General features: G+C 54.3%; 21 protein-coding genes and 1 pseudogene. 8 read left to right on the plus strand and 14 right to left on the minus strand.

Annotated features, from left to right (window positions below; genetic code table 11):
- Positions 1-192 precede the first annotated feature (192 nt).
- A complete protein-coding gene (locus tag C4520_08330) occupies positions 193-2,322 on the minus strand; it encodes a hypothetical protein (protein RJP22306.1) in 2,130 nt (709 codons plus the stop codon).
- Complete coding sequence (locus tag C4520_08335) at positions 2,319-3,233, minus strand: hypothetical protein (GenBank protein RJP22307.1); 915 nt, start codon at positions 3,231-3,233, stop codon at positions 2,319-2,321. The genes C4520_08330 and C4520_08335 overlap by 4 nt, the downstream gene beginning before the upstream one ends.
- Before the next feature lie 251 nt (positions 3,234-3,484).
- Here C4520_08335 and iolG point away from each other — a divergent pair, with 251 nt between their 5' ends.
- The 3 genes from iolG (at position 3,485) to C4520_08350 (ending at position 6,886) form a co-directional block, all read left to right on the plus strand.
- On the plus strand, positions 3,485-4,510 hold the full coding sequence (gene iolG / locus C4520_08340) for an inositol 2-dehydrogenase (GenBank protein RJP22308.1): 1,026 nt from the start codon (positions 3,485-3,487) through the stop codon (positions 4,508-4,510).
- 86 nt (positions 4,511-4,596) lie between these two features.
- A complete protein-coding gene (locus C4520_08345) occupies positions 4,597-5,754 on the plus strand; it encodes an alcohol dehydrogenase (GenBank protein ID RJP22309.1) in 1,158 nt (385 codons plus the stop codon).
- A 25-nt stretch (positions 5,755-5,779) separates the two neighbouring features.
- Positions 5,780-6,886, plus strand: coding sequence for a creatininase family protein (locus tag C4520_08350; protein RJP22310.1), 1,107 nt, complete (start codon positions 5,780-5,782; stop codon positions 6,884-6,886).
- Positions 6,887-6,909: 23 nt separating this feature from the next.
- Here C4520_08350 and C4520_08355 read toward each other — a convergent pair whose 3' ends face one another.
- The 7 genes from C4520_08355 to C4520_08385 all read right to left on the minus strand — a co-directional run bounded on the left by C4520_08355 (position 6,910) and on the right by C4520_08385 (position 13,294).
- Positions 6,910-7,515: a helix-turn-helix domain-containing protein gene (locus tag C4520_08355; protein RJP22311.1), complete on the minus strand. Its 606-nt coding sequence runs from the start codon at positions 7,513-7,515 to the stop codon at positions 6,910-6,912.
- Entirely contained in the window at positions 7,490-7,780 is a 291-nt protein-coding gene (locus tag C4520_08360; protein ID RJP22312.1) for an HU family DNA-binding protein, read from the minus strand. Before C4520_08360 ends, C4520_08355 begins: the two co-directional genes overlap by 26 nt.
- A gap of 236 nt (positions 7,781-8,016) precedes the next feature.
- Complete coding sequence (hypE, locus tag C4520_08365) at positions 8,017-8,982, minus strand: hydrogenase expression/formation protein HypE (GenBank protein RJP22325.1); 966 nt, start codon at positions 8,980-8,982, stop codon at positions 8,017-8,019.
- 88 nt (positions 8,983-9,070) lie between these two features.
- Positions 9,071-10,168 carry a hydrogenase formation protein HypD gene (hypD, locus tag C4520_08370; protein RJP22313.1) on the minus strand — a complete coding sequence of 366 codons (1,098 nt, stop codon included), beginning with the start codon at positions 10,166-10,168 and terminating at the stop codon, positions 9,071-9,073.
- Positions 10,158-10,388 (minus strand): HypC/HybG/HupF family hydrogenase formation chaperone, encoded by a 231-nt coding sequence (locus C4520_08375; GenBank protein ID RJP22314.1) that lies wholly within the window; start codon positions 10,386-10,388, stop codon positions 10,158-10,160. Before C4520_08375 ends, hypD begins: the two co-directional genes overlap by 11 nt.
- On the minus strand, positions 10,351-12,681 hold the full coding sequence (gene hypF / locus C4520_08380) for a carbamoyltransferase HypF (GenBank protein ID RJP22315.1): 2,331 nt from the start codon (positions 12,679-12,681) through the stop codon (positions 10,351-10,353). Before hypF ends, C4520_08375 begins: the two co-directional genes overlap by 38 nt.
- Positions 12,682-12,757: 76 nt before the next feature.
- On the minus strand, positions 12,758-13,294 hold the full coding sequence (locus tag C4520_08385) for a hydrogenase maturation protease (GenBank protein RJP22316.1): 537 nt from the start codon (positions 13,292-13,294) through the stop codon (positions 12,758-12,760).
- Between the two features lie 212 nt (positions 13,295-13,506).
- Between C4520_08385 and C4520_08390 the strand changes: the two genes are divergently transcribed.
- From C4520_08390 to C4520_08410, 5 genes are all read left to right on the plus strand, one after another.
- Positions 13,507-14,022 carry a TetR/AcrR family transcriptional regulator gene (locus tag C4520_08390; GenBank protein RJP22326.1) on the plus strand — a complete coding sequence of 172 codons (516 nt, stop codon included), beginning with the start codon at positions 13,507-13,509 and terminating at the stop codon, positions 14,020-14,022.
- Positions 14,023-14,035: 13 nt separating this feature from the next.
- The gene (locus C4520_08395) at positions 14,036-15,112 is read left to right on the plus strand and encodes an efflux RND transporter periplasmic adaptor subunit (GenBank protein RJP22317.1); all 1,077 of its coding nucleotides are present in this window, start codon (positions 14,036-14,038) and stop codon (positions 15,110-15,112) included.
- Complete coding sequence (locus C4520_08400; GenBank protein ID RJP22318.1) at positions 15,109-18,234, plus strand: efflux RND transporter permease subunit; 3,126 nt, start codon at positions 15,109-15,111, stop codon at positions 18,232-18,234. The genes C4520_08395 and C4520_08400 overlap by 4 nt, the downstream gene beginning before the upstream one ends.
- A gap of 195 nt (positions 18,235-18,429) precedes the next feature.
- Positions 18,430-18,858 carry a peptidylprolyl isomerase gene (locus C4520_08405; GenBank protein RJP22319.1) on the plus strand — a complete coding sequence of 143 codons (429 nt, stop codon included), beginning with the start codon at positions 18,430-18,432 and terminating at the stop codon, positions 18,856-18,858.
- 117 nt (positions 18,859-18,975) lie between these two features.
- A complete protein-coding gene (locus C4520_08410) occupies positions 18,976-20,046 on the plus strand; it encodes a peptidylprolyl isomerase (GenBank protein RJP22320.1) in 1,071 nt (356 codons plus the stop codon).
- Between the two features lie 57 nt (positions 20,047-20,103).
- Here the strand turns inward: C4520_08410 and C4520_08415 are convergent, their stop codons facing one another.
- The 5 genes and pseudogenes from C4520_08415 to C4520_08435 form a co-directional block, all read right to left on the minus strand.
- Positions 20,104-21,153 (minus strand): 4Fe-4S ferredoxin, encoded by a 1,050-nt coding sequence (locus C4520_08415; protein RJP22321.1) that lies wholly within the window; start codon positions 21,151-21,153, stop codon positions 20,104-20,106.
- A gap of 96 nt (positions 21,154-21,249) precedes the next feature.
- The gene (locus tag C4520_08420) at positions 21,250-21,834 is read right to left on the minus strand and encodes a DUF116 domain-containing protein (GenBank protein ID RJP22322.1); all 585 of its coding nucleotides are present in this window, start codon (positions 21,832-21,834) and stop codon (positions 21,250-21,252) included.
- Positions 21,835-22,042: 208 nt separating this feature from the next.
- Positions 22,043-23,131 (minus strand): pyridoxal-phosphate dependent enzyme, encoded by a 1,089-nt coding sequence (locus C4520_08425; protein RJP22323.1) that lies wholly within the window; start codon positions 23,129-23,131, stop codon positions 22,043-22,045.
- 92 nt (positions 23,132-23,223) lie between these two features.
- Positions 23,224-24,496 (minus strand): annotated as a pseudogene (locus C4520_08430) (radical SAM protein).
- Between the two features lie 105 nt (positions 24,497-24,601).
- The gene (locus tag C4520_08435) at positions 24,602-25,324 is read right to left on the minus strand and encodes a TIGR00730 family Rossman fold protein (protein ID RJP22324.1); all 723 of its coding nucleotides are present in this window, start codon (positions 25,322-25,324) and stop codon (positions 24,602-24,604) included.
- Between the last annotated feature and the right edge of the window lie 199 nt (positions 25,325-25,523).

The raw sequence follows: 25,523 nt of genomic DNA on the forward strand, positions 1-25,523 counted from the left end.
CTACCGCACATTTGAAACCTTTTCGCTTGCCCTTTATCACGTGCTCGGAGACCTTCCTATGCCACAATTAACCCACAAATTCTTGTGAGGAGCTAGAAATATTTATTCTTGCTCCATGGCTTCAAGATAAGGCCACGCAATCTCATGTCATGATTCAAGGCAGTATCCGGCAAGGATGATATTTTCTGTCGTTCAGGCCTTTGGACAAGCGCGAAGGGAACACGGGATCGCGTTATAGAGGGGCATCCCGGTGAATGAATCGAGACAGGAGTCGTCGGTAAGAACATTGGCGTTCGCACCCTGTTCTAGCGAGGGCGACTGGCTTTCAGGATGGTCAAGGATTCGTCCCCACCCATGAGGAATCGAGACGACGCCTTGGCGCATGCCGTCATCGATGCGCGCTTTCAGGCGAATGCTTCCATTGCCAGTAATAATCTCGACGACGTCGCCTTCGGTCGCCGAAAGCGCCTGCGCATCGGAAGGATGGAGCCGAACACAATTTTCGGATTGCTTCACCAGCAGGCTCTTCAGTCCCCGAAGATTCGTATTCTTTGTGTACCGCGAGCGCTCGCCGCTGATCAGCATAAACGGGTGGTCGCGATCAACCTCGGGGGGCAAAACATGGGCAAGCGCGGTTGTGAATTCGGGCGGAGCGATTTCAATCTTCTTTGAGCGGGTAGCCAGCTTCCGCAATGCGCTCCCAAACTGGATATTCCCCTTCATTACCCCGTGCGGGTGATTCATCAACTCCGCCATCTTCACTTTCCCCATCGGCCCGAGAAGGAGTCGATAATAGTTCTTCGGATCGAAGCCGAATCTGCCGACGCCGGTCATTCTGTCACAAAACGCGCCTGCCTTAAAAAGGAAATCTATCATGCGTTGGTTCAAGAGAGGGCGGCGCATTGCGCGCGCGAGCATGAGGAAGATTTCCCATTCGGCTTTCGCCTCGCCGGGCGGCTCGACCACCTTGCGGCTCCATTGGGCGAACGGGTACGGGAAATGATCCGGAAAAGTCACATACAAATCATCCTTTTCGAGAAAGTTAGCAGCAGGAAGAACGAAATCGGCGTCTTGCGCTGTCTCATTCATGTACATGTCGATGCTCACCAGCAGGTCGAGCTGTTCCCGGGCCTCGGCAAATCTCCGAGAGTTCGGGAATACCAGAGACGGATCGCCTGCATCGACAATGAGAGCGCGAATTCTCTTCGGCGTATCCGACAGAATCTCCTGCGCCAAGATGGATGCGGGATATGAGCCGGTCAGGTAAGGATAGCCTCCAACCATCGAATGCCGCTTTTTCTTTCCGACCGCCATGCGCGAAAGCAAGTCCAGGTCCAGGATTCCAGGATTGAACAAGAGTCCGCCCGGCCGATCGATATTGCCGGTAACCGCGTTCAGCGCCTCAACCAGCCAATAGGTGAGCGTGCAGTTGCGCGACGTATTGACGCCAAGCTTGCAGATTGCGCAGGCGGATTCAGCACCGGCAAATTCCTCCGCTATTTGCGTTATCGTTTCGGCGGGAACTCCGCACACCCGTTCCGCTTCACTCGGCGAAAGAGGTCCCCAAGACTCGAAAAATCGCCAGCCGGAACAATGCTCCTTCAGGAATTCCCCATCGTATAATTCCTTTTGAAGAAGATGCGCATATATTCCCTGCAGGAGGAAGAGATCGCTCCCCGGCACTATCTGAGCGTGAATATCCGCCATCTCCGCCGTTTCCGTCCGGCGCGGATCGACGACAAACAACTTGCCGCCACGTTTCTTCAGCTCGTTCAATGAACGGACGATGCCGGGATGATCAAGCGAAACGAGCGGATTACTCCCGAAGAGCAGCAGGCACCGAGTTCGTTCAAGGTCCGGTTGTGTGACGCGGAACTGGCTTCCGTACATTTTCTCCATCACGAGATATCGATTCGTAAATTCCAGCGTGAGCACGTTGTACATCCGGTCGGAACCGAGCGAGCGAAGAAAACTGTCCGCCATGACATAATTCATCGACGAGGTCGGCGTCCCGGCGCCGTAATATGTTGCCACCGCCTGCGGGCCGTGCGCCCGAATGATACCGTTCAGTCTTTCCGAGATTTTCCCGATAGCTTCTTTCCAACCGATGCGCCGCCAGCCGGACCCTGTCTTTTCGTACGGGTAAAGAACACGCAGCGGATCAGATATCATTTCGTGAGCGACGGCGCCCTTCGTACAAAGGAACCCTCTCGTCAACGGCTGCTCTTTATCGCCGCGCAAGGCGACCAGCTTACCGGATTCAATCTCTGCTTCCATTCCGCATGCGGCCAGGCAGATCCCGCAGTGTGTGTACTTTTTCATGATCTGTTTCTCCGGTGAGGTCTCGCAGGACGGGGAATATCAAGCTCATCGGGCAGTCTGAGCAAATAGGCGTAGGCGTCGCCTGTCTCCAATCCGTGAATCAAATGAAAATGTTCATGGATCAGATCCTGCACATACAGTCCCAGCCAATCCCGGGGAAGCAGTTCCCTCGGAAGAGAAGGGTCGTGAGAAACGAGCTCCGCTGCTTCACTGAAGACGGTAAAAAGCTCCAGAAATGCCTCGCGCGCGCCCGGTGGCCGGCCTGACTCCACCGCCTTGCGAACCTTCTTGATCCGTACCTCCATCTTTTGCCCCATCACTTTACACTTGCGGTTAAGCGCGTCGAGCGGCCAAATTTCGCCCACGCGCTCCGCCACGGGAAAACCTCCCATGCGAATATCTCGGGTGAGCGAAACTATGATGTCGTGGACAACTCCCAGCCGACTTGCCAGCAGAGACACACTTTCAGACTTGTCTCGAGGCGCGATCCATACTCCTGCGGATGCTTGCCCGAATCCCAATTCCTTAAGACCCTCGCGCAGCCTGTCCCGTCTCTCACGCATCTTCTCGGGAATATTGAAGCTGATCAGAGTCCACGTGCCATCCCAATGATCACGGTTCTCAACGATGGAGTGCAAATGTTTGAACCTGTCGATCACTTCCGCGGCCAGTCTTTTGCCACGGGGAGAAAGCGCATACTCGGCTGTATTTCTCCCCGATGCAATCCGCGTGAGCAAACCGAGGCGGGCGAGCCTGCTGACACAACCGCGAACCGACGAAGGGCTCTTTCCAAAGAGCTCACCCAGTTCAACGGCCTCGCCAAGCCGCATGGTCTCGCCCTGGCTGAATGCGAAGAGAATGAATCTTTGTATATCCATCAGTTGCGTTAGTTTTATTAACGGTCGTTTCATATTAATAACATATCAGCTTCTTTGTGTCAAGCTTTTCCGACGCGACATGTGAAAAACTCCAGGCTCGGCCACCGCGCCCCGGCGGGCGCCGATGCTAACGTTTGCTTGCGCGTTCGGCGCAAGTATCCGTCTTCTTGACAACATCCCTTGCTGCTGTTACAATTTTTTTTGGCTGTTGGCTAACAATTCGAATCCCCTTCTTGCCAAGCCGTTTCTCCAGAAACCCCCGGTAGTTCAGCCAAAGGAAAAGCATGCACAGTACAGGAAGGGTGCGCATAGGCATCATCGGTTCGGGACGAATCGGCCGCATTCACGCCGAAAACCTTTGCAGATATCTGCCTGAGGCAGATGTCGTCGCCGTTACCGACGCTATCCCGCGCGTCGCCGAGATCTGCGCAAAGGAATGCGGAATTCTTCATGTGTTCCCCGATTACCGCTTGCTTCTCGAACGTGAGGATATCGAGGCCGTTGTCATCTGCTCCAGCACCGAATCGCACGGTCTTCTTATCGAGAAAGCGGCCGCGGCCGGCAAACACATTTTCTGCGAAAAACCGATTGCGCTCGATCTGAAAGCCATCGACACCGCGCTTGCTGCCGTCGCGCAGGCGGGAGTAAAACTGCAGATCGGCTTTCAAAGAAGATTCGACCCGAGCTTCCGCAAAGTGCATGACCTTGTTCAGTCCGGGCAAATTGGCGCTCCCTACATTCTCCGCATCACGAGCAGAGACCCCGAGCCGCCTCCTCTTGAGTACATCAGGAATTCGGGCGGAATATTCCTCGATATGACCATCCATGATTTTGATATGGCTCGATTTCTTCTGAATGACGAAGTTGAGGAGGTCTTCGCCTGCGGAACCGTCCTCGTAGATGAAACCATTGGCCGCGCGGGAGACTTTGATACGGCGGTGGTCAACCTGAAATTCCGCCATGGCGCTCTCGCAGTCATTGATAATTGTCGAAAATCAGCATATGGATACGACCAGCGGATTGAAGTACATGGTTCGCGCGGCATGGTGAGTGCAGGTAACCAAGTACCCGACACGACGATCACGAGCGATACCGCCGGGATCCATCAACCATTGCCGCTCCATTTTTTTCTGGAGCGTTATCAGGAAGCATACCGAGAGGAAATGAAATCGTTTCTCAGCTCGATCCTCCTGGATCAAGAGCCGGAGGTCACCGGCGCGGACGGCCGAGCCCCGGTGGTTATGGCCCATGCCGCCTTGCTCTCGGTGAAAGAGAAACGTCCGGTGAAACTCTCTGAAGTCGAACCATAGTTCCAGCCTTCCTGAGGACGAGAGCGCCCTCAGGCAAAATGGGTAAAGCGTTCACAAACCCTTCCAGTTAAGAAAGGAGAAAATATATGAAAGCGGTCGTTGCATCGGCCGAAAAGCAGCCACGCCGGGATTACGTCCTAAGCGAGTTCGAGAAGAGCACCGGAAAGGCGATTCAAGGATTCAAAGTCTGGAAAAATCCGTCCCTCGAGGTGAAGGAGGTTTCCGATCCTCGACCCGGCCCGACCGACGTCATCGTCGAAGTCAAGGCTGCAGGCATTTGCGGGTCCGATGTTCATTTTTACGAAACGACGTCCGACGGATACATCCTCTATCCAGGCCTGACAAAATTCCCCGTCATCATCGGGCATGAGTTCGCCGGCGAGATTGTCGAGGTTGGCGCCGGCGTGCGCGATTTTCGAGTCGGAGATCGGGTGACGGCGGAGGAAATGGTGTGGTGTGGCTATTGCCGCGCCTGCCGCGACGGCTACCCGAATCATTGCCACAATCTCGAGGAGATAGGGTTTACCATTGACGGCGCAGATGCGAAATACGTGGCCGTCCCCTTCAGACTATGCTGGAAGGTAGAGAGCCTGTTCGAACATTACCCGAGCAGCGAGACCGCTTGGGAAGTCGCGGCTACAACCGAACCCACTTGCGTCGCCTATAATGGGATTTTCGAAAGAGCAGGCGGCTTTCGACCGGGCGCTCACGTCGTAATTTACGGCGGGGGACCGATCGGCCTGGCGGCGGTTGCGTTGTGCCGCACGGCCGGCGCCGCCTCGATAACCTGCTTTGAGCTCTCGGCTAAACGGAGGACGCTCGCCGCCCAGATGGGCGCCGACCATGTCTTCGACCCCCGCTCAGTCGTCCCACATCAGGTCGTGCTCGATGTCACAAATGGCGAAGGGGCCGACCTGCAGGTCGAAGCGGCCGGCTCTCCAACCAAGACCATTCCCCAGATGGAACGCGCGCTTGCCATAAATGGCAAGGTATGCGTCATCGGGCGCGCCGCCGAACCTGTTCCGACTTTCTTTGAGACATATCAAGTCAGAAGAAGCCAAATCTATGGCTCGCAGGGCCATTCGGGCCACGGCACGTTCCCCTCGGTTATCAGGTTGATGGGAGCGGGACGAGTCGACACCAGTCCGATGATCACTGCCCGATTCCCGCTCACGAAAGCCGTCGACGCCATCAAGTTCCTGAGCGAAAACCGCGACGAAGGAAAAATCATGCTTCGTCCATGAGAAAGCGGAGGATAAAGAAAGACTTATGAATCAGGAAAATCTTTGGCTGACCACAGAGAATCCTTCGATTATCTTTGAAAATACCGACGTTGGACGATTGAAGAAACGCCTGTGGGATGCATCCGAAGAAGAAATCGACAAAATTCTCGGAGAGTATGACGTGCCTTCACAGCCCGAACTCGGCAAGGCCGACAGCTATATCCAGACCACCGTTCGCCAGCGACTGATTGAAAACAGGCGAAAGAACGACATCGTACTCGTTCCACTCGGCTGCACCGAGAATCATGGCCGTCATACCGTCTCGGGTCTCGATACATTTATGGTGACACAGATCGCTGAAGCCGTCCGCCGTTTTACCGCAAAGAAGGACAAACCTGTCGCTCTGGCTCTGCCGCCTCTGAATTACGGAGCACACCCATATCATCACGTCGGGATGCCCGGCACCGTTATCCTGCCGCAGGAGTTAGTGAAGGAACTGCTGGTGAACGTCATGCTCGGTTTATGGAATGACGGTTTCCGCAAACAGATATATCTCAATAACCATGGACAACTCTGGGTTCTGGAAAGCGCCGTTCACGAGTTCATGTATCGCTACCAGCTTCCGGCGATCATCCGCGTGCTCGACTGGCACCGAGCCGTGCGCGAGTTCTTTTCTCCGTCCGGCAGGCCGGACAGCCTTGACACCAACTTCGTTCACGCTGATGAGGCCGAGACTTCAGTCGCCCTCCTTCTGTTTCCGCAAGGAATGGTGGACATGAATCTCGCTGACGAAACGCAGGTTCAGGGCTTTTTGCCGGGCGGCCATTTCGATTCTTCCGTCGACCCATTTCGACGGCCGCATCGATGGTCGGAAGGCGAAGGACATTCGCCGATAGAGATTGCGTCAACTCCTGAGGGGGTGGTCGGCAATCCCCGCCTGGCGTCGGCCCGAAAGGCAAAACGGCCGGTTGCCGCAATTCTGAGTTATTTGACCCTGGTTATCGAGCAGATACTTGAGGCTTTTCCGCCGGGAACCGTTCCGCCGGCCGGAAAGCTGACATTGCGCAATCCGGCCGAGCTGGAACCATATCTGAAGGAGCCTCAGACCAGCGGCTGGAAGTCCGCCTATGGGCTTGCAAAAATGGGGTGGTAGCGCCCAAACAGGCGAGAATCCTGCTACTTTATTCCCTTGTCTGAGAGAATCTTTTTGATGCTGCGACGCCCAAGCTTGCGCAACGCGACTAGTCCCGCCTTGTTTTCACCACGGGGTCGCGCGCGACCCTGTTCCCAAAAAGCAACGGCTCCGGGACTCACATTGAGCAAGAGTGCGAGTTTCTCCTGGCTGACGCCAAGCTTTTTCCGAATATTCTTTATGGCTCTGGCGGAAACTCTCGCAGATTTTACCTCTGCTTCACCTGCCTGCAATAAATGCCCGGGCCGCTCCGCTGTCTCGTGCTGAAGTTCGGTACGAGGCCCATTGACCAGCCGCTCCAGTTTGCTGACAGTCTTTTTCAGTTCCCTGACATCCTTTGTGAGAGGGAGAACAGAATTCCGGAACTGTTTCCTCGTGAGACGGAGAACCTCAGCTTTAAAAGCGTCTTCCATCTTTCCCATTTCTTTTTCCTCTCCTCGGGCTGAACGAGCGTACTCTTGCGATACTTTCCGAGGGACTCCTCTACTCCTACCGCTGAGCCGCGGGAAAAGACGATAGTAAAGAAGGACAAAGCCTCCTTTACTATCCGCAGGAAGATATGTGCTATTTCTTTTTGGCCATGACCGCATCTTTTGCGGCTTTGGCCACCCGGAACTTCAGAACGCGCTTGGCGGGAATCTTTATTGCTTCCCCGGTGGCGGGATTACGGCCCGTACGGGCTTTCCGGTTTACAACTACCAGCTTTCCAATGCCGGGAATCGTGAATCCGTTCTTCGCCTCTTTATAGGCGGTTGCAGCTAATTGATCGAGTAGTTCATTGACCTGCTTTTTCGGAATCGCCGATTTCTCCGAAAGTTGCGCTACCAGTTGTGATTTCGTCATCGCTTTCGCCATTCCTGTTTCCTCCGAGTTGAATTCCACACGTCAACGAAAACTACTACTCCACTGATTTGAAGAAATTATAGAGAATTAATAGCTGATTGTCAACTGAACCAGCTTGCTGATGTGCAGATGCTCTCCGATGGAGCGTCTCCAGCCTTCTCGCGTCATCAAAAAAATGAAGGGATACTCACAAGGCGCCCGTGGATTGATAACGGATAATTTGCCTGATGGTTCATCGCCTGGAGGATTTAACAGATGCGGGGGAGAAGCCTTCCCGAAGGCATATCGATAATTCGTTTGCTGCCGATTGCAGTACGGCCGATCACCACTGCTTTCCCATATTCTATGACCCTGCCGATCACCGCTGCCGTTCTTCCATATTCATGGCGCTGCATCACCGCAAGCACCGTGTCGCAATCGCGCGCCGGACAGATAATGATGCATTTGCCTTCATTTCCGATATTCAGAGGGTCGATTCCCAATAGATGACACACAGCCGACACCTCGTGGCGCACAGGTATCGCCGCCTCGTCCACTTCGATCGCTTTGCCGGATGCCGACGCCACCTCGTTCAGCGCTGCCGCTATCCCGCCTCTCGTTAGATCCCGCATGAAATGCAGGCCGGGGCAAACCATGAGAATGGATTCGATCATTCCCGCGAGTGGGGCGACGTCGCTTTCGAGATCGCTCTTGAAGTCGTACTCGCCGCGACCGAGTATCAGGGCGACTCCGTGATCGCCTATGAATCCGTTGACAAGCACCGCGTCTCCGACATCAATCCGCTCCGGTCCGACAGAGACGTGCTCCGGAATATCACCCACGCCGGCGGTGGTAATGAATATCCCTTCTGCAGCCCCTCTCTCAACTACTTTGGTATCGCCAGTCGCAATGACGACATCGGCTTCTCTCGCCGCAGCGGTAACGGAGCGAGTGATTTTCTTCAGCAAAGATATCGGAAAACCCTCCTCGATTATCATCGACACCGACAGAAAGCGAGGCCGTGCGCCAGCCACCGCGAGATCATTCACGGTTCCACAGACGGCAAGCCTGCCGATGTCGCCGCCTCTGAAGAAAAGAGGCTTGACAACAAAAGAATCCGTCGTGAAAGCCAGTTTCCCCGCAGAACCCGATCGTATGACCGCGCTATCACCGAGTTCGCAAAGGATATCATTTGAGAAAGCTGATACGAAAATCTCCTCGATCAAGTTCCTCATCAGCTTCCCGCCGCCGCCGTGAGCCAGCGTCACACGCTCGATTGATTCGTTCTTCACAAACCGCTCCTGAAAAGGTCAGCACTTGCTTTCAAAAATCGTCGATGCCCGCCGTCTTCTGGTTATAATGTGCGGCGCATGTCCCTTCTGACGAGACAATGCATGGACCGATGGGAGTTTCCGGTGTACACGTTGTGCCGAATAAGCCGCATTCTTCGGGAGACTTGACTCCGCGAAGGATTTCGCCACACATACAACCTGGTGCAGGCCGACCTGACTCCACAGCCATGCCTGCTTCCATTACGGCATCAAACCTGGCATACCCTTTAGTAAACCCGAGACCGCTGTCCGGAATCAGGCTGAATCCGCGCCATTCGCTGTCAACTCGCTTGAATACCGTGCGTATGATGACCTGCGCCCGCCGGTTCCCGCCAAAAGTCACCGCTCGCATATACGCTATCTCCACCAGTGCCTTGGCCGCCTGTACCTGGCGAAGCAGCATCAAAACGGCAAGAAGAATATCGACCGGCTCAAAACCGGAAACCACCGCCGGCACATGATGTGTTCGCGCAACCGCCTCGAAGGCAGAGGCGCCTATGATCGCGCTCACGTGTCCCGGGCATATGAAACCGTCAATCCTCAGGTCTGGCGCTTGCGCCAGCACCTCGAGCGCCGGCGGAAGAAGTTTGTTCGCTGCAATCACAAACAGGTTCTCAATGCCGCTCCGTTCGGCCTGCATAAGTGTCCATGCGACCGACGGAGCCGTGGTCTCAAAGCCTGCTGAAAAAAACACAATCCGGCTGCTTCGATTCTCCCGTGCAAGGGCAAATAATTCGGTGGGGGAGTAGATCACCCGAACATCGGCGCCCCCCGCCCGTGCCGCTTCGAGTGAACCCCCGCCGCCCGGAACACGAAGCATATCGCCAAAAGTGACGAGGATGACCCGCGGACGGCCTGCAAGAGTGATTGCAGCGTCAATAAGGCCGGGCGGCGTCACACAGACAGGACAACCGGGACCGGAAACCAATTGGATATTTTTCGGCAGCAGCCTCCGCAACCCGCTTTTCACGATCACAGCCGTATGCGTGCCGCAAACCTCCATCAGGGTTACACGCCGGGGAGCCAGGCGGAGCGCGATTCCTTCGATCTCCCGGACGAGGCGCACCGCCGCCCTCGGGTCATTCAGCATTCTCGTGATCATTCACCATCCGCCGCAAAAGTTCCAACGTCTTTATTGCTTTATCGAGATCAAGTTTATGGATAGCAAAACCGGTATGCACAAGAACGTATTCTCCGACGGCCAAATCGTCAACCAGCGCGACGCAAATCCGCATCCGGATCCCGTCGATATCCACCCTGGCGTAATCACCCTCAACCTCTATTACGCGCGCCGGAACTGCAAGGCACATCACGTCCCCTCTCATTTGCCACAATCGCTTGCCCAAGAGAAATGCATTCATCGTTCGGAGGTAGGTATCGATGAAAATAGACTGAAAAACCGGCTGAGCCAAGTCGTTTCACAACGTGTTCGAGTACGTATCCGTTTTGAAAGACGCCGCCCGTCAGTACCACCGCATTCAGATGTGTTTCTTCTCTGATCTGGCCGCACACATCCGCGGTCATTTCACAGACGGCGTTATGAAAACAGGCTGAAATGATCTCTTTCGGCCGCCCCTCGAAAATGTCGCTTACAATCGCGGCGATGACGGGCGCCGGATCGACAAGGATCGGCCGACAACAATGTATCTGAAAAGCATACGAATCTGTTACCCCCTTCGCCGCAATCGCTTCCAAATACGTCGGGCCTTCGCCTTCATACGTGGAGACCGTACAGAGTCGCAACAATGCGCCAACCGCATCGAACAACCTGCCCATCCCGCACGTCGAGGCGGCGTATTCTTTATTGTTGATGATGCTCAGGAGAAAGGATATTTTATCGCGACCCACTTGCGGGAATAGTTTCGTCGCGGTCTCGACAGCATTTTCCTTAAAAATCTCGTGCAGGTATGAGAAAGCCATTCGATATGGCTCGCGTACGGCCGCTTCACCCCCCGGCATCAGGATATATTTCATGTGGCCGAGCCGGCGATAATTGGAAGCGCGCACTGCAAGAAATTCACTGCCCCATATGCTCCCGTCCTCACCCAGCCCCGCACCGTCGAAAACAACTGCAAGTACCTCCGTGCCAAGCAGGTGATTCTCCGCTATGGAACTGACGGCATGTGCGTGATGATGCTGCACCCGGTGCAGTCGCCCCCTCGCTCGCTCGAGGGCAAGTTGTGACGAGCCAAGTTCAGCATGCAGATCGCAGGCAGCCGCACTGGTCTCAATTCCAAGTTCATGCTGCATCCCTTCAAGCATCTCTGTGCTGCTGTTCCGTGTCTCACAGTAGTCCAGGTCCCCAATGTAGCGGCTCACATGCGCCGCATTCCCTCTCGTCACGCAGACAGTGTTTTTTTTATGTGCGCCATACGCAGAAACAGTCGCAGTTGAGCTCTCCAACATAATAGGGCGGGGAACAAAGCCGCGCGATCGGCGGAGCAGAATCGGGAGAGAACCGGCAAACCGCACGATTGAGTCGTCGCATCTTCTGACAATATCTCGATCATGCAACAGCACCAGATCCGCTATTCCAGCCAACTCGGAAAGCGCTTCCTCATTTCGATAAATAAGGGGCTCGCCGAGCCTGTTCGCGCTGGTCATCACCAGGGCCGGGAAAGCATCGCGCAGCAAAAGATGATGCAACGGAGTATATGCCAGCATGACTCCAAGGCTGTCGAGACCGGGCGCGACCCCGTCGGCGATTACTCCAACAGGCTTCCTCCGGAGAAGAACAATCGGGGACGCCGGGGAAGAGAGAGCGGCCTTTTCGGCGTCAGATACCTCGGCGTACGAAAGAACATCTTCTGTCACAGCCGACATCAGGGCAAATGGTTTCCGCGGTCGCTGTTTCCGCAGCCGGAGCCGCTTAACGGCTTCCTCATCCTGCGCATTTGCCGCCAAATGAAATCCGCCCAGTCCTTTTACCGCAACTATCCGGCCTTCTTTCAGAAACATGATTGCTTCCGCAATCACATCCGCGCTATCGAGAACTCGGCCGCTGATATCAACCATCCTGATATGTGGGCCGCAGGAAGGACAACTGTTGATCTGGGAATGAAAGCGCCTGCTCTCGGTATCCTTATATTCATTCCTGCATGCGCCACACATCTTGAAAACTCTCATCGAGGTCGCCTCGCGATCGAACGGCGCGGATTCGGCAAGCGAATAGCGCGGACCGCAGTGAATGCAGCCGTTGAACGGATACCGATACCGCCTGTCGGCAGGATCAAATACTTCGTTGACGCAATCAGCACACACTGCGCTATCCGGCGCAATACTCAAATCGGGCGCTCCACAATCCTCGCTCCTCAGTATCTGAAAACTTTCCGCGTGACGAGGCTCAGTATCAATGACCGAGGCCGAAACTATGCTCGCATGGAGCGGCGGGCGGGTAGTGACATCACTGACAAAGGCGCGAACATCCCGTTCGCCGCCCTCGGCTTCAATCAAAACGCCGGTCCGAGTATTTGTGACAAACCCACCCACCCTGTGCTCGCGCGCTTTCCGGAAGACAAACGGGCGAAACCCCACCCCCTGAACGACCCCGGTTACCAGGATCTTCTTGCGCACGACGGCATCCGTTTTTGAAACGGTCCGCATAAAGCTGTCACTCTTGCCTAAAAGAACTTTTTTCTTTGAACTAACCCGATCAAAAGCAGGAGAACCCAAGAGCCAACTACGAAACAATCTCTTGCGACCCTGAAACCAATCCCCTGATATGATCAAGGAGTTCAGGAATTGCCGCTTCCACCTGCGGCGACAACTCCCGGCCGGCCGTTGTGATCGCTGGTTCAATCCCCACAAATATGAACTCCGCCCCCACAGATCCGACCGCCTTCAACAACACGGCCCAATTGACCGGCGACAGCCGGTGGGCTGAACGGGATCCGCTGCAAAAAGCACTCAGGTCTTGCTCTCGTATGCAGTGCACAGTTCCGGGAACAGCCCCAAGTTGAATGGCGTCAACGATAATGATCCGGCATTCTTCTAAATATGCCCCCAACACAGAAAGAAAGTCCGAGCCACAGTCCAGAACCGATGCTCCGTCAGGGAGGCCCGACTCCCTCAGCCGATGCACAACGTGCCTCCCCAGCCCGTCATCACTGAGTAAGTCGTTCCCAACACCGACTATGAGTGCCGTTGAATATCCCATAAAATCAGCAAGCCGCGACAAAACAATCCTTGCGAAAATAATGTCATCTTTCCATACCATTATCAATGCAAGACGCGCGAGAGCCTTTCTCTTGACAGGTATACCCTCTCCGCGTTATACTATACTTACCGGTAGGTAAATAATCGGCGGAGGACCAATTGGCAGGCAGAATCAAAAATAAACCGGCCGCTCCACCAGGCGGCTCAAAAAAGGACTTGATTGAAAGGAAAGCCCTCACCTTCTTCTCAGAGAAAGGCTACGACGCGACCTCGATGCGGGAAATCGCGGAGGCCGCCGGCGTTACTAAACCGGTTATCTATTATTATTTCAAAAATAAAGAACAGTTGTGCCATCATTTGATCAGTTCGGGGTTGGAAGAGTTTCGTCAGAGCATACAGCGCGTGTGCTTGGAACCCTCGGATGATGTGCTTGAACAGGTTGTGCGAATGGTGCAGGTCCATTTTGACTTCTGCAAGTCGCACCTCGAATTCATGCGGTTCATCTATGCAATCAATTTCGGACCCGATAGAAAGAAGATCACGTACAATTTTTACGATTACAGCATGAGCATTTTCGATATGCAGGTTTCCCTGATGCGGCGAATGTCCCAGGCGCGCCTGCTGAAAAATGGAAAAGAAGAAGCGGCGGTCTATTACCTTCGAGGGATCATCAGTACCTTCGCCATGATGTATCTTGATGGAAGACATCCGCTGAATTCGAACTTGGCAAAAAATATTGTGGTGGATCTGGTCGGCGGTCTTGGAGCATCCGGATCCCGGATTCGGTGAAGCGGGTGGGAGAATGCAGATGTTCAAGAAACAATTGATTCCAGGAATAGTCATAATATTTCTGATCGCGCTGGTCGCGGCATTGTTCCTCCTCCCGGGAGCGACGCGTTCCATCGAGCAGCCGCCGGAGGAGCGCGTTGCCGACGTGAGGGTCATGGAGCTGAACCCCGATGACCTCCTCGACGTGATCGATCTGCCGGCTACTGTCGAGCCGTTCGTCTCTACCGAGGTGCCAGCCGAAGTGAGCGGTCGGATTGACTGGATCGGCCCGGCGGAAGGGTCAATTATCTCGAAGGGCGCTCCAATTATCCGTATTGACCAGAGGACCTATCAGGCCGAACTTAATGAGGCGCGGGCCTCTTATGATTTGGCAATGAACAATCACAAGCGAATGCAGAGGTTGTACGAAGAAGGAATCGTCAGCAAGGACAAAATGGACGAGTTTAAGACTTCGGTCGCCACGAGCGTAGCAAGACTTGACATGGCCAAAGTACAACTCGAAAAGGCAAGCATCAATTCGCCCATCGCCGGTGTCCTCAACGATGTTTACTTCGACGTCGGAGAATACGTGCGGCAGGGAGATAAGGTCGCAGAAATCGTTGTCATCGACCCTGTAAAGGTGCTTGTCAGGATTCCCGAAAAAGATATCCCTTATATCAAGAAGGACGAACGAGTTGACGTTGTCTTCAAAATGAACGGTTTGGAAGACCGGAGAGGCACCATCAATTACCTGAGCGTCGTCGGCAATGCCGCAACGCGTACATATGATGTTGAAATCACCGTCCCCAATCCTTCGCACGAGATTCTACCGTCCATGATCGCGCGTGTTCGCGTCGTTAAACAGCATATCCCGAACGCGATCACTGTGCCGCTGTTCTCTGTGATTCCGCGAGGTGACTATAAAGCGGTGTTCGTCGAGAATGACGGACGAGCCGAGGAGCGCCAGGTCGAACTGGGAATCCTCGCCGGAAACAGCGTCCAGATTCTCAGCGGGCTGCAACCCCATGAAAGGTTGATTGTGGAGGGCCATCGCGAACTTACGGACGGCGAAAAGATTCGCGTAGTGGGGGTGGCGGAAGAAGTCTCATGAACATCACGAATATTGCGATTCAAAAGCGCACGACGATTTTCGTGCTCATCGCGATGATCCTCATTTCCGGACTCTATTTCTACATCACCTTGCCGCGAGAATCCACGCCCGATATCCCCGTGCCCTACATCATTGTCACCACCACCTATACCGGTGTTTCCCCTGCCGATATGGAGAATACCGTCACCGTTCCGATCGAGAAAAAGCTGAAGGGACTGCACGACGTCGAGGAGATCCGGTCGGTCTCGGCGGAAGGCATTTCCACAATCAGTATCGAGTTCTTGCCGGAAGTTGACATAGACGACGCTTTGCAGAAGGTCCGGGATAAAGTCGACCAGGCCCAAGCGGATCTTCCCGAGGATGCGGATGATCCCATCATCACCGAGGTAAGTTTCTCCGACTTCCCCATCATGATCGTGAATGTCTCCGGCGACGTCGGCCTCGTACGTTTGAAAGCGGTCGCAGACGAACTCGAGGAGCGGATTGAAGCCGTTCCGGGCGTCCTTGATGCTTCGGTCATCGGCGGCCTCGAACGCGAAATTCGAATTGAGCCCGATCCCGAACGGCTTGCCGCCTATGAAATCCCGCTCGGTGAACTGCTTGCGCTCATCGGCTCGGAAAATGAGAACGTGGCCGCCGGAAACATCGATTTGCCCGAAGCCAAGTTCCAGGTGCGCGTGCCCGGCGAGTTCCAGGACCCAAAGGAAGCACAGAACCTCATCCTCATGGTGCGCGACGGCAACCCGATCTATCTGACGGACGTCGCGCAGATTCGGGACACCTTCAAGGACAGCGAAAGCTATTCACGAATCAATGGCCGTGAGAGCGTCGCGATCAGCATTCAAAAACGAACCGGCGAAAACGCGTTGCGGATAACGAAGCAGATCAAGCACATCCTGTCGGAGGACCGTAGTCAAGTCCCTCATGGAATCGATTTGACCGTATCCATGGACGAATCCAAATACGTTCTCATGATGGTGAGCGACCTCGAAAACAACATCCTGTCCGGCCTGGTGCTCGTGCTTGCGATCATTTTTATTTCCATGGGCCTGCGAAACGCATTTTTTGTCGCCCTGGCAATCCCTCTCTCGATGCTGATCTCCTTCATCGTCCTGCGAGTCTTCGGCATGACATTGAACAACGTCGTCCTGTTTAGCCTTATCCTCGCGCTCGGTATGCTGGTTGATAATGCCATCGTTATCGTCGAGAACTGTTACCGGCACATGCAGGAAGGAAAGGGGAGACTGGAGGCCGCCCGCGAGGGAACCACCGAGGTGGCGCTGCCCGTAATCGTATCGACGGTAACCACCTTGTGCGCCTTCTTGCCGATGCTGTTCTGGCCCGGCATCATGGGCGAATTCATGAGCTACTTGCCGAAGACCTTGATCATCACGCTCTCGGCCTCCCTGTTCGTCGCGCTGGTCATCAATCCCGTTTTCGCGTCCCGTTTCATGAAAGTGCGCAAGCTGCGCGACGTCAAGCGCCTGAAAAAAGAGGGCGGTTTGCTCACGTATTACAGCCGGTTCTTGAATTTTTCGCTCGATCGGCCGGGAATGCTGCTGATTATCTGCGGACTCGTGCTTCTGGCCACCGTTGTCGGATACCGCAAATTCGGACACGGCATCCAGTTCTTTCCTGATGCCGACCCCGATCGAGCAATGGTGTATATCCGCGGGCCGGAAGGAACCAGCCTGAATAAGAGCGACGAGATTACGCGCGTTATCGAACAAAAGCTCGCGAAGTACGAAGACATCGAGAACTACGTTGCAAATGTCGGCTCGCGTCCCGGCGGATTCTTCGGCGGAGGCTCCTCGGGCTCCCATGTCGCCCGGATCTCTATTGATTTCAAAGAGGCGGAGGATCGACGGGAATCATCTCGATGGGTGCTTCAACAGATTCGTCAGGACATGAAAGGAATAGCCGGCGCCGAAATCCAAGTGGAGGAGGAACGGCACGGCCCACCGCAGGACCCCCCGATCAACATTGAGATTTCGGGCGAGGAATTTGACGTTCTGGCCGGTATCTCCCAGGACGTCAAACGACACATCCAAAACGTACCGGGGCTGGTGGACCTGAAAGACGACTACGAGCAGGCACGTCCCGAGCTGCGCTTCCAGGTGGATCGACAAAGGGCCGCGCTGCTCGATGTGGATACCGTCACAATAGCCAACTATGTGAAGGCGGCGGTCATGGGACGCAAAGTCGGCAATTTCCGCCAGGGTGAGGACGAGTATGATATCACTGTCAGATTGGCGCCACAGGATCGCGATAATCTCCAGAAAGTGCTCCGCCTCAATGTGCCCGGCCCTCGCGGCGAACCGATCCCTCTTTCCTCGCTCGCTCGCGTTGATTATGCCGGCGGCCTCGGCTCCATCACCCGGATCGATCAAAAACGGGTGATTACGCTGGACTCCGAGGTCGAGGGCAGGCTCCCGAATGACGCGCTGGCCGACGTCAAACGCATTCTTTCCAGCTATCAGACGCCGGTCGGCTACGGCATCGCCTTCACGGGGCAGGACACACAGCAGAAGGAGGCAAGCGATTTTCTTATCAAGGCGTTCGTAGTTGCGCTGTTCCTCATTCTGCTCGTGCTCATCACGCAGTTCAATTCGCTCATCCTGCCGTCCATCATCATGGTCTCGGTCATTCTTTCCCTTGCCGGTGTCTTGATCGGTTTGTTGGTCGTGGGAATACCCTTCGGGATTGTGATGACCGGCATCGGCGTGATCAGCCTTGCGGGTGTTGTGGTAAATAACGCCATCGTCCTCATTGACTACGTGCAATTGCTGCGGGCCAGAGGTCTTGCGCGACGGGACGCGCTCGTGCAGGCGGGAATCGTGCGCCTTCGACCCGTGCTGCTCACGGCCGTCACAACTATTCTTGGACTGATCCCCATGGCGACCGGAATCAGCTTCAATTTCCGAGAGTTTCGCCTCGTTCTCGAAAGCGAGAGCAGCCAGTGGTGGGGGCCCATGGCTATCGCGGTCATCTTCGGACTCGCCTTCGCCACCCTCCTTACGCTGGTGGTCGTGCCAACCATGTATGAATTGCTCGACTCGCTTGTTGAAAGGATGCGAACGAAAACAAGTGAACCTGTTGAGCAGGTTGTCGATTCAAACTGAACCTCATAGTCCCCTTTTCTTCGATGTCTCCCGTGTTTTTTCACAATATCTCTTTATGGGTGGCAGACGTTGGGGGCAAAGGGTCATATTTAATTAGGGACTTTTCAGTGAAAGCGAAAAGTATTTGTTAACGGCCGAGATTGGCAACGGTTTGCCATTCGGCACGTAAAACTCTTATAATGGAGGAATGCGTAAATGAACAAAGCAAAGGAAGGGGATAAAGTCCGAGTTCATTACACCGGCAAACTGGACGACGGGACAGTCTTTGATAGCTCCGCCGACCGCGAGCCGCTGGAATTTACGATTGGTGAAGAGCAGGTGATTCCCGGTTTTGAACAGGCGGTAATCGGCATGGAGCCGGGGGAAACTAAAACTGCAGCCGTTTCTCCCGACAGAGCCTACGGTCCGTATCGCGAGGAAATGATCGTTGAAGTCGATCGGAGCCAGTTCCCCGACGACCTTGAGCCGGAGGTGGACCAGCGCTTGCAGATGCGACGAGCCGACGGACATTCCATCGTCGTCCGCGTCGCCGACGTGTCGGCCGAAAGCGTTCTTCTCGACGCGAATCACCCGCTGGCCGGCAAGGACCTCATTTTCGACATTGAGCTCGTGGAAATCGGATAAGGTCAGGGTACCGTCGGTTTGCGGAAGGAGGCTGATCTGCTGACCAGGAAGTATGGTATTGTGTGGCGTTTCGAAAGCCGCAGTTATCAATGCATAGTGAAAAAAAGGAGAAATTGAATGCAGGCACATCGGGGGAAATGGATCCATGTGGTCGCGGTTATAGCGTTGCTCGCGGCAATTTCGATTGTCTCGCTCGCAATAGCAGCCGAGAAGCAGGATCTTGCCAAAGAAAGCTCATCGACAGACGCCGGAGCGGCTAATATCGCCGTGGTAAATGGCGTTGCCATTACACGGGCGGAGTTCGATACCGAAATGGATAGCATTAAACAGCAATTCCTGGCGATGGGACAGCCAATGCCGGAAGAACGTGTCGCTCAGATGGAAAAGGAAGTGCTGGAGAATCTGATATCGACGGAATTGTTGTTTCAGGCGGCCCAACAGGGCAGTGTAAAGGTCGAAACCTCCGAAGTCGACGAGAAATACGCGTCCTTGAAGAAGCGATTTCCCTCGGAGGAGGAATTCTCGAAAGCGTTAGAGAAAATGCATCTGACCGAGGCCGGCCTCAGAGCAAAGCTTGAGAGGGGAATGATTATTGAGGAATTGATCGACCGCGAAATCGTTCAAAAAATCCCCATTTCCGATGAGGAAATAAAAACTTATTACGAGTCCAATCCGGCCCTCTTCACCCAGCCCGAGCGAGTTCAGGCAAGCCATATCCTCCTGAAGGTCGATAAGAACGCCGACGCTTCCCAAAAGGAAATGGCCCGAAAGAAAGGCGAGGAGATTCAGCAGAAATTGAAAAACGGCGAAGATTTCGCCGCTCTGGCAAAGGAGTTCTCCCAGTGCCCGAGCAGTGCGAAGGGCGGCGATCTCGGGTTGTTCCGCCGCGGACAAATGGTGAAACCTTTCGAGGATGCGGCCTTCTCAATGAATCCCGGCGACATCAGCGATATCGTAGAAACGCAGTTTGGATATCACATAATCAAAGTCACCGATAAGAAGCCCGAGGCAGTGATGCCGTTTGAAGACGTGAAAGACCGCCTCACCCAATTCCTGAAGCAGGAAAAGGTGCAGACGGAAGTGTCGCAGTACATTGAAAAACTCCGGGCGGAAGCAAAGATCCAGGATAACTTGAACCCGCCCGCCGCAGCAGTTCAGCCGGCAGCCGTTGAGGAAGAGAAGAAGTAGCAGCTTTGAAATGAACAAGGGAAGGAGGATTTATTCCTCCTTCCCTTCTCTTTTTTTTCAGGAGCCCGTTGGGATAAAATCGACCGGGCGCACTTCGTTGAAATGGATCGCATCCGAGGGACAGACAACGGCACACAGGCCGCACCCGACGCATTTCTCGCCGTTGACCGATGCTTTCAGCTCATCGTCACCACTCACGCTGATCGCGCCGAAATAACACCTGTCAATGCACGATTCGCAGCCGATACATGCTTCTTCATCCACTTCCGCCTGGAACCGAGACGGTGAAACAAACTTCGTGCCTTCGCTGATCATGTACTTGAGCCCGATACAACAATCGGAACAGCAATTGCAGATGTAATGGTCGATATGGTCCGTGTTTATGGTTACATGAACCAGACCCGCTTCCTCGGCCTTCTTGATAATATCCATCGCCTCTTTTTTGTCGATCTCCCGGCCGGTTCCCCGGGTAATCGCATAATCCGCGGCACGATTGATCTGGATGCACGCTTCCACCGGCAAACCGCATTTGCCGTCCACCACCCGGCACGTGCACCTGGTGACCGCGATCCGCTTTGCCTTTTCAACGATCTCCCGCACATTCTCGTAGTGAAGTATCTGGTTCTTTGCCTCCAAGGCGGCCTCGACCGGGATGATCCGCGTCGGCGGGCGAGGTATCATTGATTCTATCACCCGTACGGTCGGCCCCCATTCTTTATCTGTGAAATCCTTCCATAAATGATGAAATTCTTTCGGCGCCTCGGGCCAAAGAATGCTCGCATCGTGAAACTGAACGATATCCCGGCACATCCGGTATTTGCCCGAGCTCGCGGAAATAAAAACCAGCCCCTTGTGAAAAAGCAAATCCAGCGATTTCTTGATCGCCTCGAGGGAACGGCCGGTGGACTGCGCCAACTGTTCCGGAGTTGCGGGCATCCCCAGCAGGAGCTGGGCCTCCTCTTCGTCAGCAATCATCTTGAACAGGCGCTTGACGATGTCAGAGTGACCCATCATCAGCTTGTCCGCCAGATCCTGATACACTGTGCTTTCGCTCATCAAATACCTCCGCCGTATTTCAGCCTCGTGCGAAACGATTACAGCCTTCAATGTTAGGCTCTTTAGAACGCGACATAAGTTATATCAAGCATTACGACTGCCTGTCAAGCTGAAACAGAAGGGGAAATGATAAACCCGGGGGCTTTGTCAATCCTCTTCAGAAGTGGGGGAGAGGCCCGAGTTTGTTTCAACGAGGAGAGCAAGCGTCCGCTCCACCCGTTCGACGTCGACCGTGGTGTTCTTGCACGGACCGTTCGGACGCTCATTGAGGATTCCCAAAACCGGGAGCGGCAGTGAATCCCGAATGCCGGAAATCATGTCGCGCTCGCATGCCACCGCCAGCACAAAATCAGGCCGCGTGTCGATTATCGCGCGGCGAGCGGCCGATCCGCCGCCGACAACCCGCATTGGCACTTTGTAGCGATCGCCGATCCGAACCAACTCCGGAATCTTGCACTTCCCGCAGGCATGACAATTATGGATGTCGGCATTGATGCGGTGCGGGCATTCCCAATCCTGGAGGCAATGGGGAAAGAGAAGCAGCATCTTCTGAGGCGGATATTTTTTCCTCGACTGCAAGATCAGCCGGTTGTTTTTTTCAATAAAGAAATCGTCAATTGAATCGCCGCTAATACCGAAGAGCCTGCCGGCGGCGCGATAAACCGGGTACACCACATTCATGATCATGCTGCGCTTCGGAGCCGTTGCGTCGGTGGATACTGTTCTCTTCATGGCGATCGAATCCAGTCAGTTCCTCTTAAGACACATTATAACATATGTGATGGCCGCCCATTCCTTTCGCTCAGGCAATGATCCAAACATCCTGCAGCACTTCCGGACCGGATCCTCCCCTTACAGACGTTTTCGCTAAACAGCTGACTGCTTTATCTTTCCGCAACCACAGTTGTCTCTTGGCATCAAGATAATCAAGACCTTCGTGTTACGAGGTAAAGAAGGCGTGGAATTTCTCGGGCAGCAGGTGCGGATCGGGAGCGTTCTTGATGAATGGATTCAGGTCGACGGAATTGAATGTGTGCCAAAAAAGGAGGTTCCTGCCCGCTTTATCGCCACTTTCCACGAACCTTAGAAGAGCCGCCATTGTCTTGCCGGTGTACGTTGTGTCGAGAGCCAGCCCTTCGCAGTCTCCAACTAATTTCATGGCTGCAAGTCCGGCCTCGGTCACACCAGCGTATTCCTCCCCGAAAAAATCATGCTCCAAAATGACGTCTTCAGCTCGATACCGTGGGTAGTTCAGGCGACACCCGCACCGCGCCAGATACCGAATCGTGCGGTTAATTTCCCAGGCAATGATGCGTTCGTTGGAAAAGACCTTGTCGAGGACTCGTACGCCGATCACTTTGCTTTTCAGACCCGCCATCCGTAACCCTAGTTGCAGACCGGCCATCGTTCCTCCCGTGCCGACCGTTATGAAAATGTAATCCGGCTCAGGCAGGAGCCCTTGCTCCACCTGTTCTTTCAGTTCAAGAGCCGCATTGACATAACCCAAACAGCTCAAAGCGGAAGATCCAACGAGCGGAACCAGATACGGGCGGCTGCCGTTAAAAGGATTCCAATGCCTGACATACTGGATGAGCAGTTTCAGAAACAGCTCAAGTGAGGAATTCGCATAATCCATTTGTGCGCCGAGCCCGGCATCAATCAGTAAATTCCTGCGCACATAATCATGGATCGGCTGGCGGTTGAAAACGACGGATAACTTCTTGAAGCCGAGTTCGCGCCCGAAAATGCACGACGCCATCACCTGGTTTGAGCCCAGGGCGCCCCAACAGAGCAAGGCATCGCGCTTCTTCCTCTTTGCGTCCGCCAGCGCAAATTCCATCATGCGGACCTTGTTGCCGCCGTAGATTGGGCTGCTCTCGTCGTCGCGCTTGATCCAAAGTTCGGGACAGCAAAGGTGCCGGCCCAACCTCTCCAGTTTATGTACGCGCGTCGGATAGGTTCCCATGGATATCCACGGGACATTCTCCTGCAGCTCGGGGTAAACTCGAAACAGGGGTGGCTGCTGCATTACTTGTCCTTTTGCCGGGAGCGAAAGAAGTATACCACACTTGTGGGAAATTTTCAGGTGTCACACATTTTCTCTCGTATCGGCAGGTGGAGCTACAAGAACCAGGTCGGCTTCTTCGCGAGCAGATCCTGCACTCTGCTCCGCAGCCAGCTCTCAAGACCCTTCTCAATATAAAACTTTGGGGACAGAAGACTGTCCTCCGGCGGGATGATACCCTCTTCAACAGCGATCTTCGCCAGTCGTGTGTATGGATAAATACGAATCCCTATGCTGATCTTCAGCATGTCGAGATCAACTGACTCGGCAAAGCTTAAACTCTCTTCGACCGATTCCTTCGTCTCTCCCGGTCCGCCCAGCAGAAGAAACCCCATTCGGCGTATGCCAAAGTCCTTGAGCAGCGCGCATGTCCACCGGACATCATCCGGCTTGAATCTCTTATTCATCGAGCAAAGCATGTGCTCGCTCCCGCTTTCGCACCCAAGAGAGACTTCCTTGCAACCGGATTTCGCCATGTCCCGCACGAGAGTATCGCTAAGCTTGACCGGATAGACGATGCATCTCCATGAAACTCTTAGTCCGCTCGATATCAGCTTGCGGCACAACTCGCCGGCATATGAAGGCGGCAGATTGAAAGTGTTGTCGGTGAAATAAAATTGGGTAAAGCCCTTTTGCACGTGCCGAGCCATCCACTCAATGACCGGGGCAACGGAACGGCTCCTGAGTTTCCTGCCTTCGACCGTGGCGGTCGAACAATAGCTGCTCCATCGAACACCCTCGCCTGGTCTGAATGGGCATCCATACCGCCGGGTCCCGCGCGAAAGAACCCCGCCACAGGTCCGGCCCCGGCAATGGCAGATCGTCCAGGTTCTCTACAAATTCTCTTTCGCCCTGTAAGCCCTTTCCCCGCAGATACAGGCCCGGAATTCCCTCAACGCCCGCCTTCTCACAAAGACACCCCAGCAGCTTCAAGAAAGACGCCTCGCCTTCGCCCTGGATACCCATGTCCGCCCCCAAATATTCCAGCGCCGCCACCGGCACAATGCTGTAGCCGGCTCCACCAATAACGACCGGCGCAGGCGAAAGCCTCTTGCACTCCATAACGGTCGCTCTTGCCTTGTCGAGCATGAACTTCGTATCTTCCATTCTCTGGTCATCGATGTTTCTGACTGAGATGCCGATTACTTCCGGGTGAAACTCGCAAATGGCTTCCTGAAGAACCGGAAGAGGGTTCGTCTCGCCCATAAGATCAAGCATCTGAATTTCGTGTCCGGCCTGGCGTGCCGCCTCGGCTATGCATCCCAGCCCGAATGGCAGCGTGGGCATATTCACTTTTTCCGTGTTGGCGGAAATAAATAAAACCTTCAAAAACGCTGCTCCTTTATTCTCTGCTTCCACAAGAAATGGGATGAAAACAGGTCGGAAGGATCTCGGCGGGTATTGTCCGCGATGATGCAGACCGCTATCGGCGCTTCACTCAGGCATTGAGCCGCGCTGTTGGATGATCTCGACCGCTTCTTCGACCGAGTCAGTTATATGAAGCAAATCAAGATCAGCTCTGCTCAAAGTGCCTTCGCCAACTAATGTCTCGTGGATAAACTCTTTCAGAGACGCCCAGAATCTGGTTCCCATGGCGATCACCGGAAAAGATTCGATCTTGTTCGTCTGAATGAGCACAAGCGTTTCGAAGACCTCGTCAAGCGTACCAAACCCGCCGGGCATCACGACAAAGGCACGGGAATATTTCACCAGCATGACCTTGCGCACGAAAAAATGATCAAACTCGACAAAACGGTCCAGATACGGATTCGGTTTCTGCTCGCGGATAAGCTCAATATTGCATCCGATGCTGAGACCTCCGGATTCTTTGGCGCCCCGATTGGCCGCCTCCATTATGCCGGGGCCGCCGCCCGTCATCACCGTGAATCCAGCGCTCGCAAGCCGCTTTCCCAACTCGCGCGCCAGCTTGTAGTACCGGTGTCTCTCGTTGAACCTCGCCGACCCAAACACAGTCACGCACGGCCCCAGCGTCCCCAGCGCCTGGAAGCCGCGGACAAACTCAAGGAAAACCCTCGCCGCGCTCGCCAATTCTTCCGGACGCTCGCGGCTTCCCGCAAGAAACTCCTTCTCGTTCTTTCCCTGAAACGAGGCAAACCACTCGTTGTTCTTCTCGAACGGATGCTTGGCCCTTGGCATTTCCGCTTCGTCCCTTTTCTCCCTATCTTACTCTGACGTTACCAGTATACCAGAAACAGGCCCGATTATTCGCGCACAAATCGCAGGATGAAATAATTTCTGGGTCCTCATGAGAATTTGTGGGTGAGAAAAAGTCATAAATAATTGAAAAGCATGAACTAAATCCTGTATATCGAGTGTCTGAAGAGGATACTTGAAA

This window comes from Candidatus Abyssobacteria bacterium SURF_5 (assembly GCA_003598085.1).
Classification (GTDB): Bacteria; Abyssobacteria; SURF-5; order SURF-5; family SURF-5; genus SURF-5.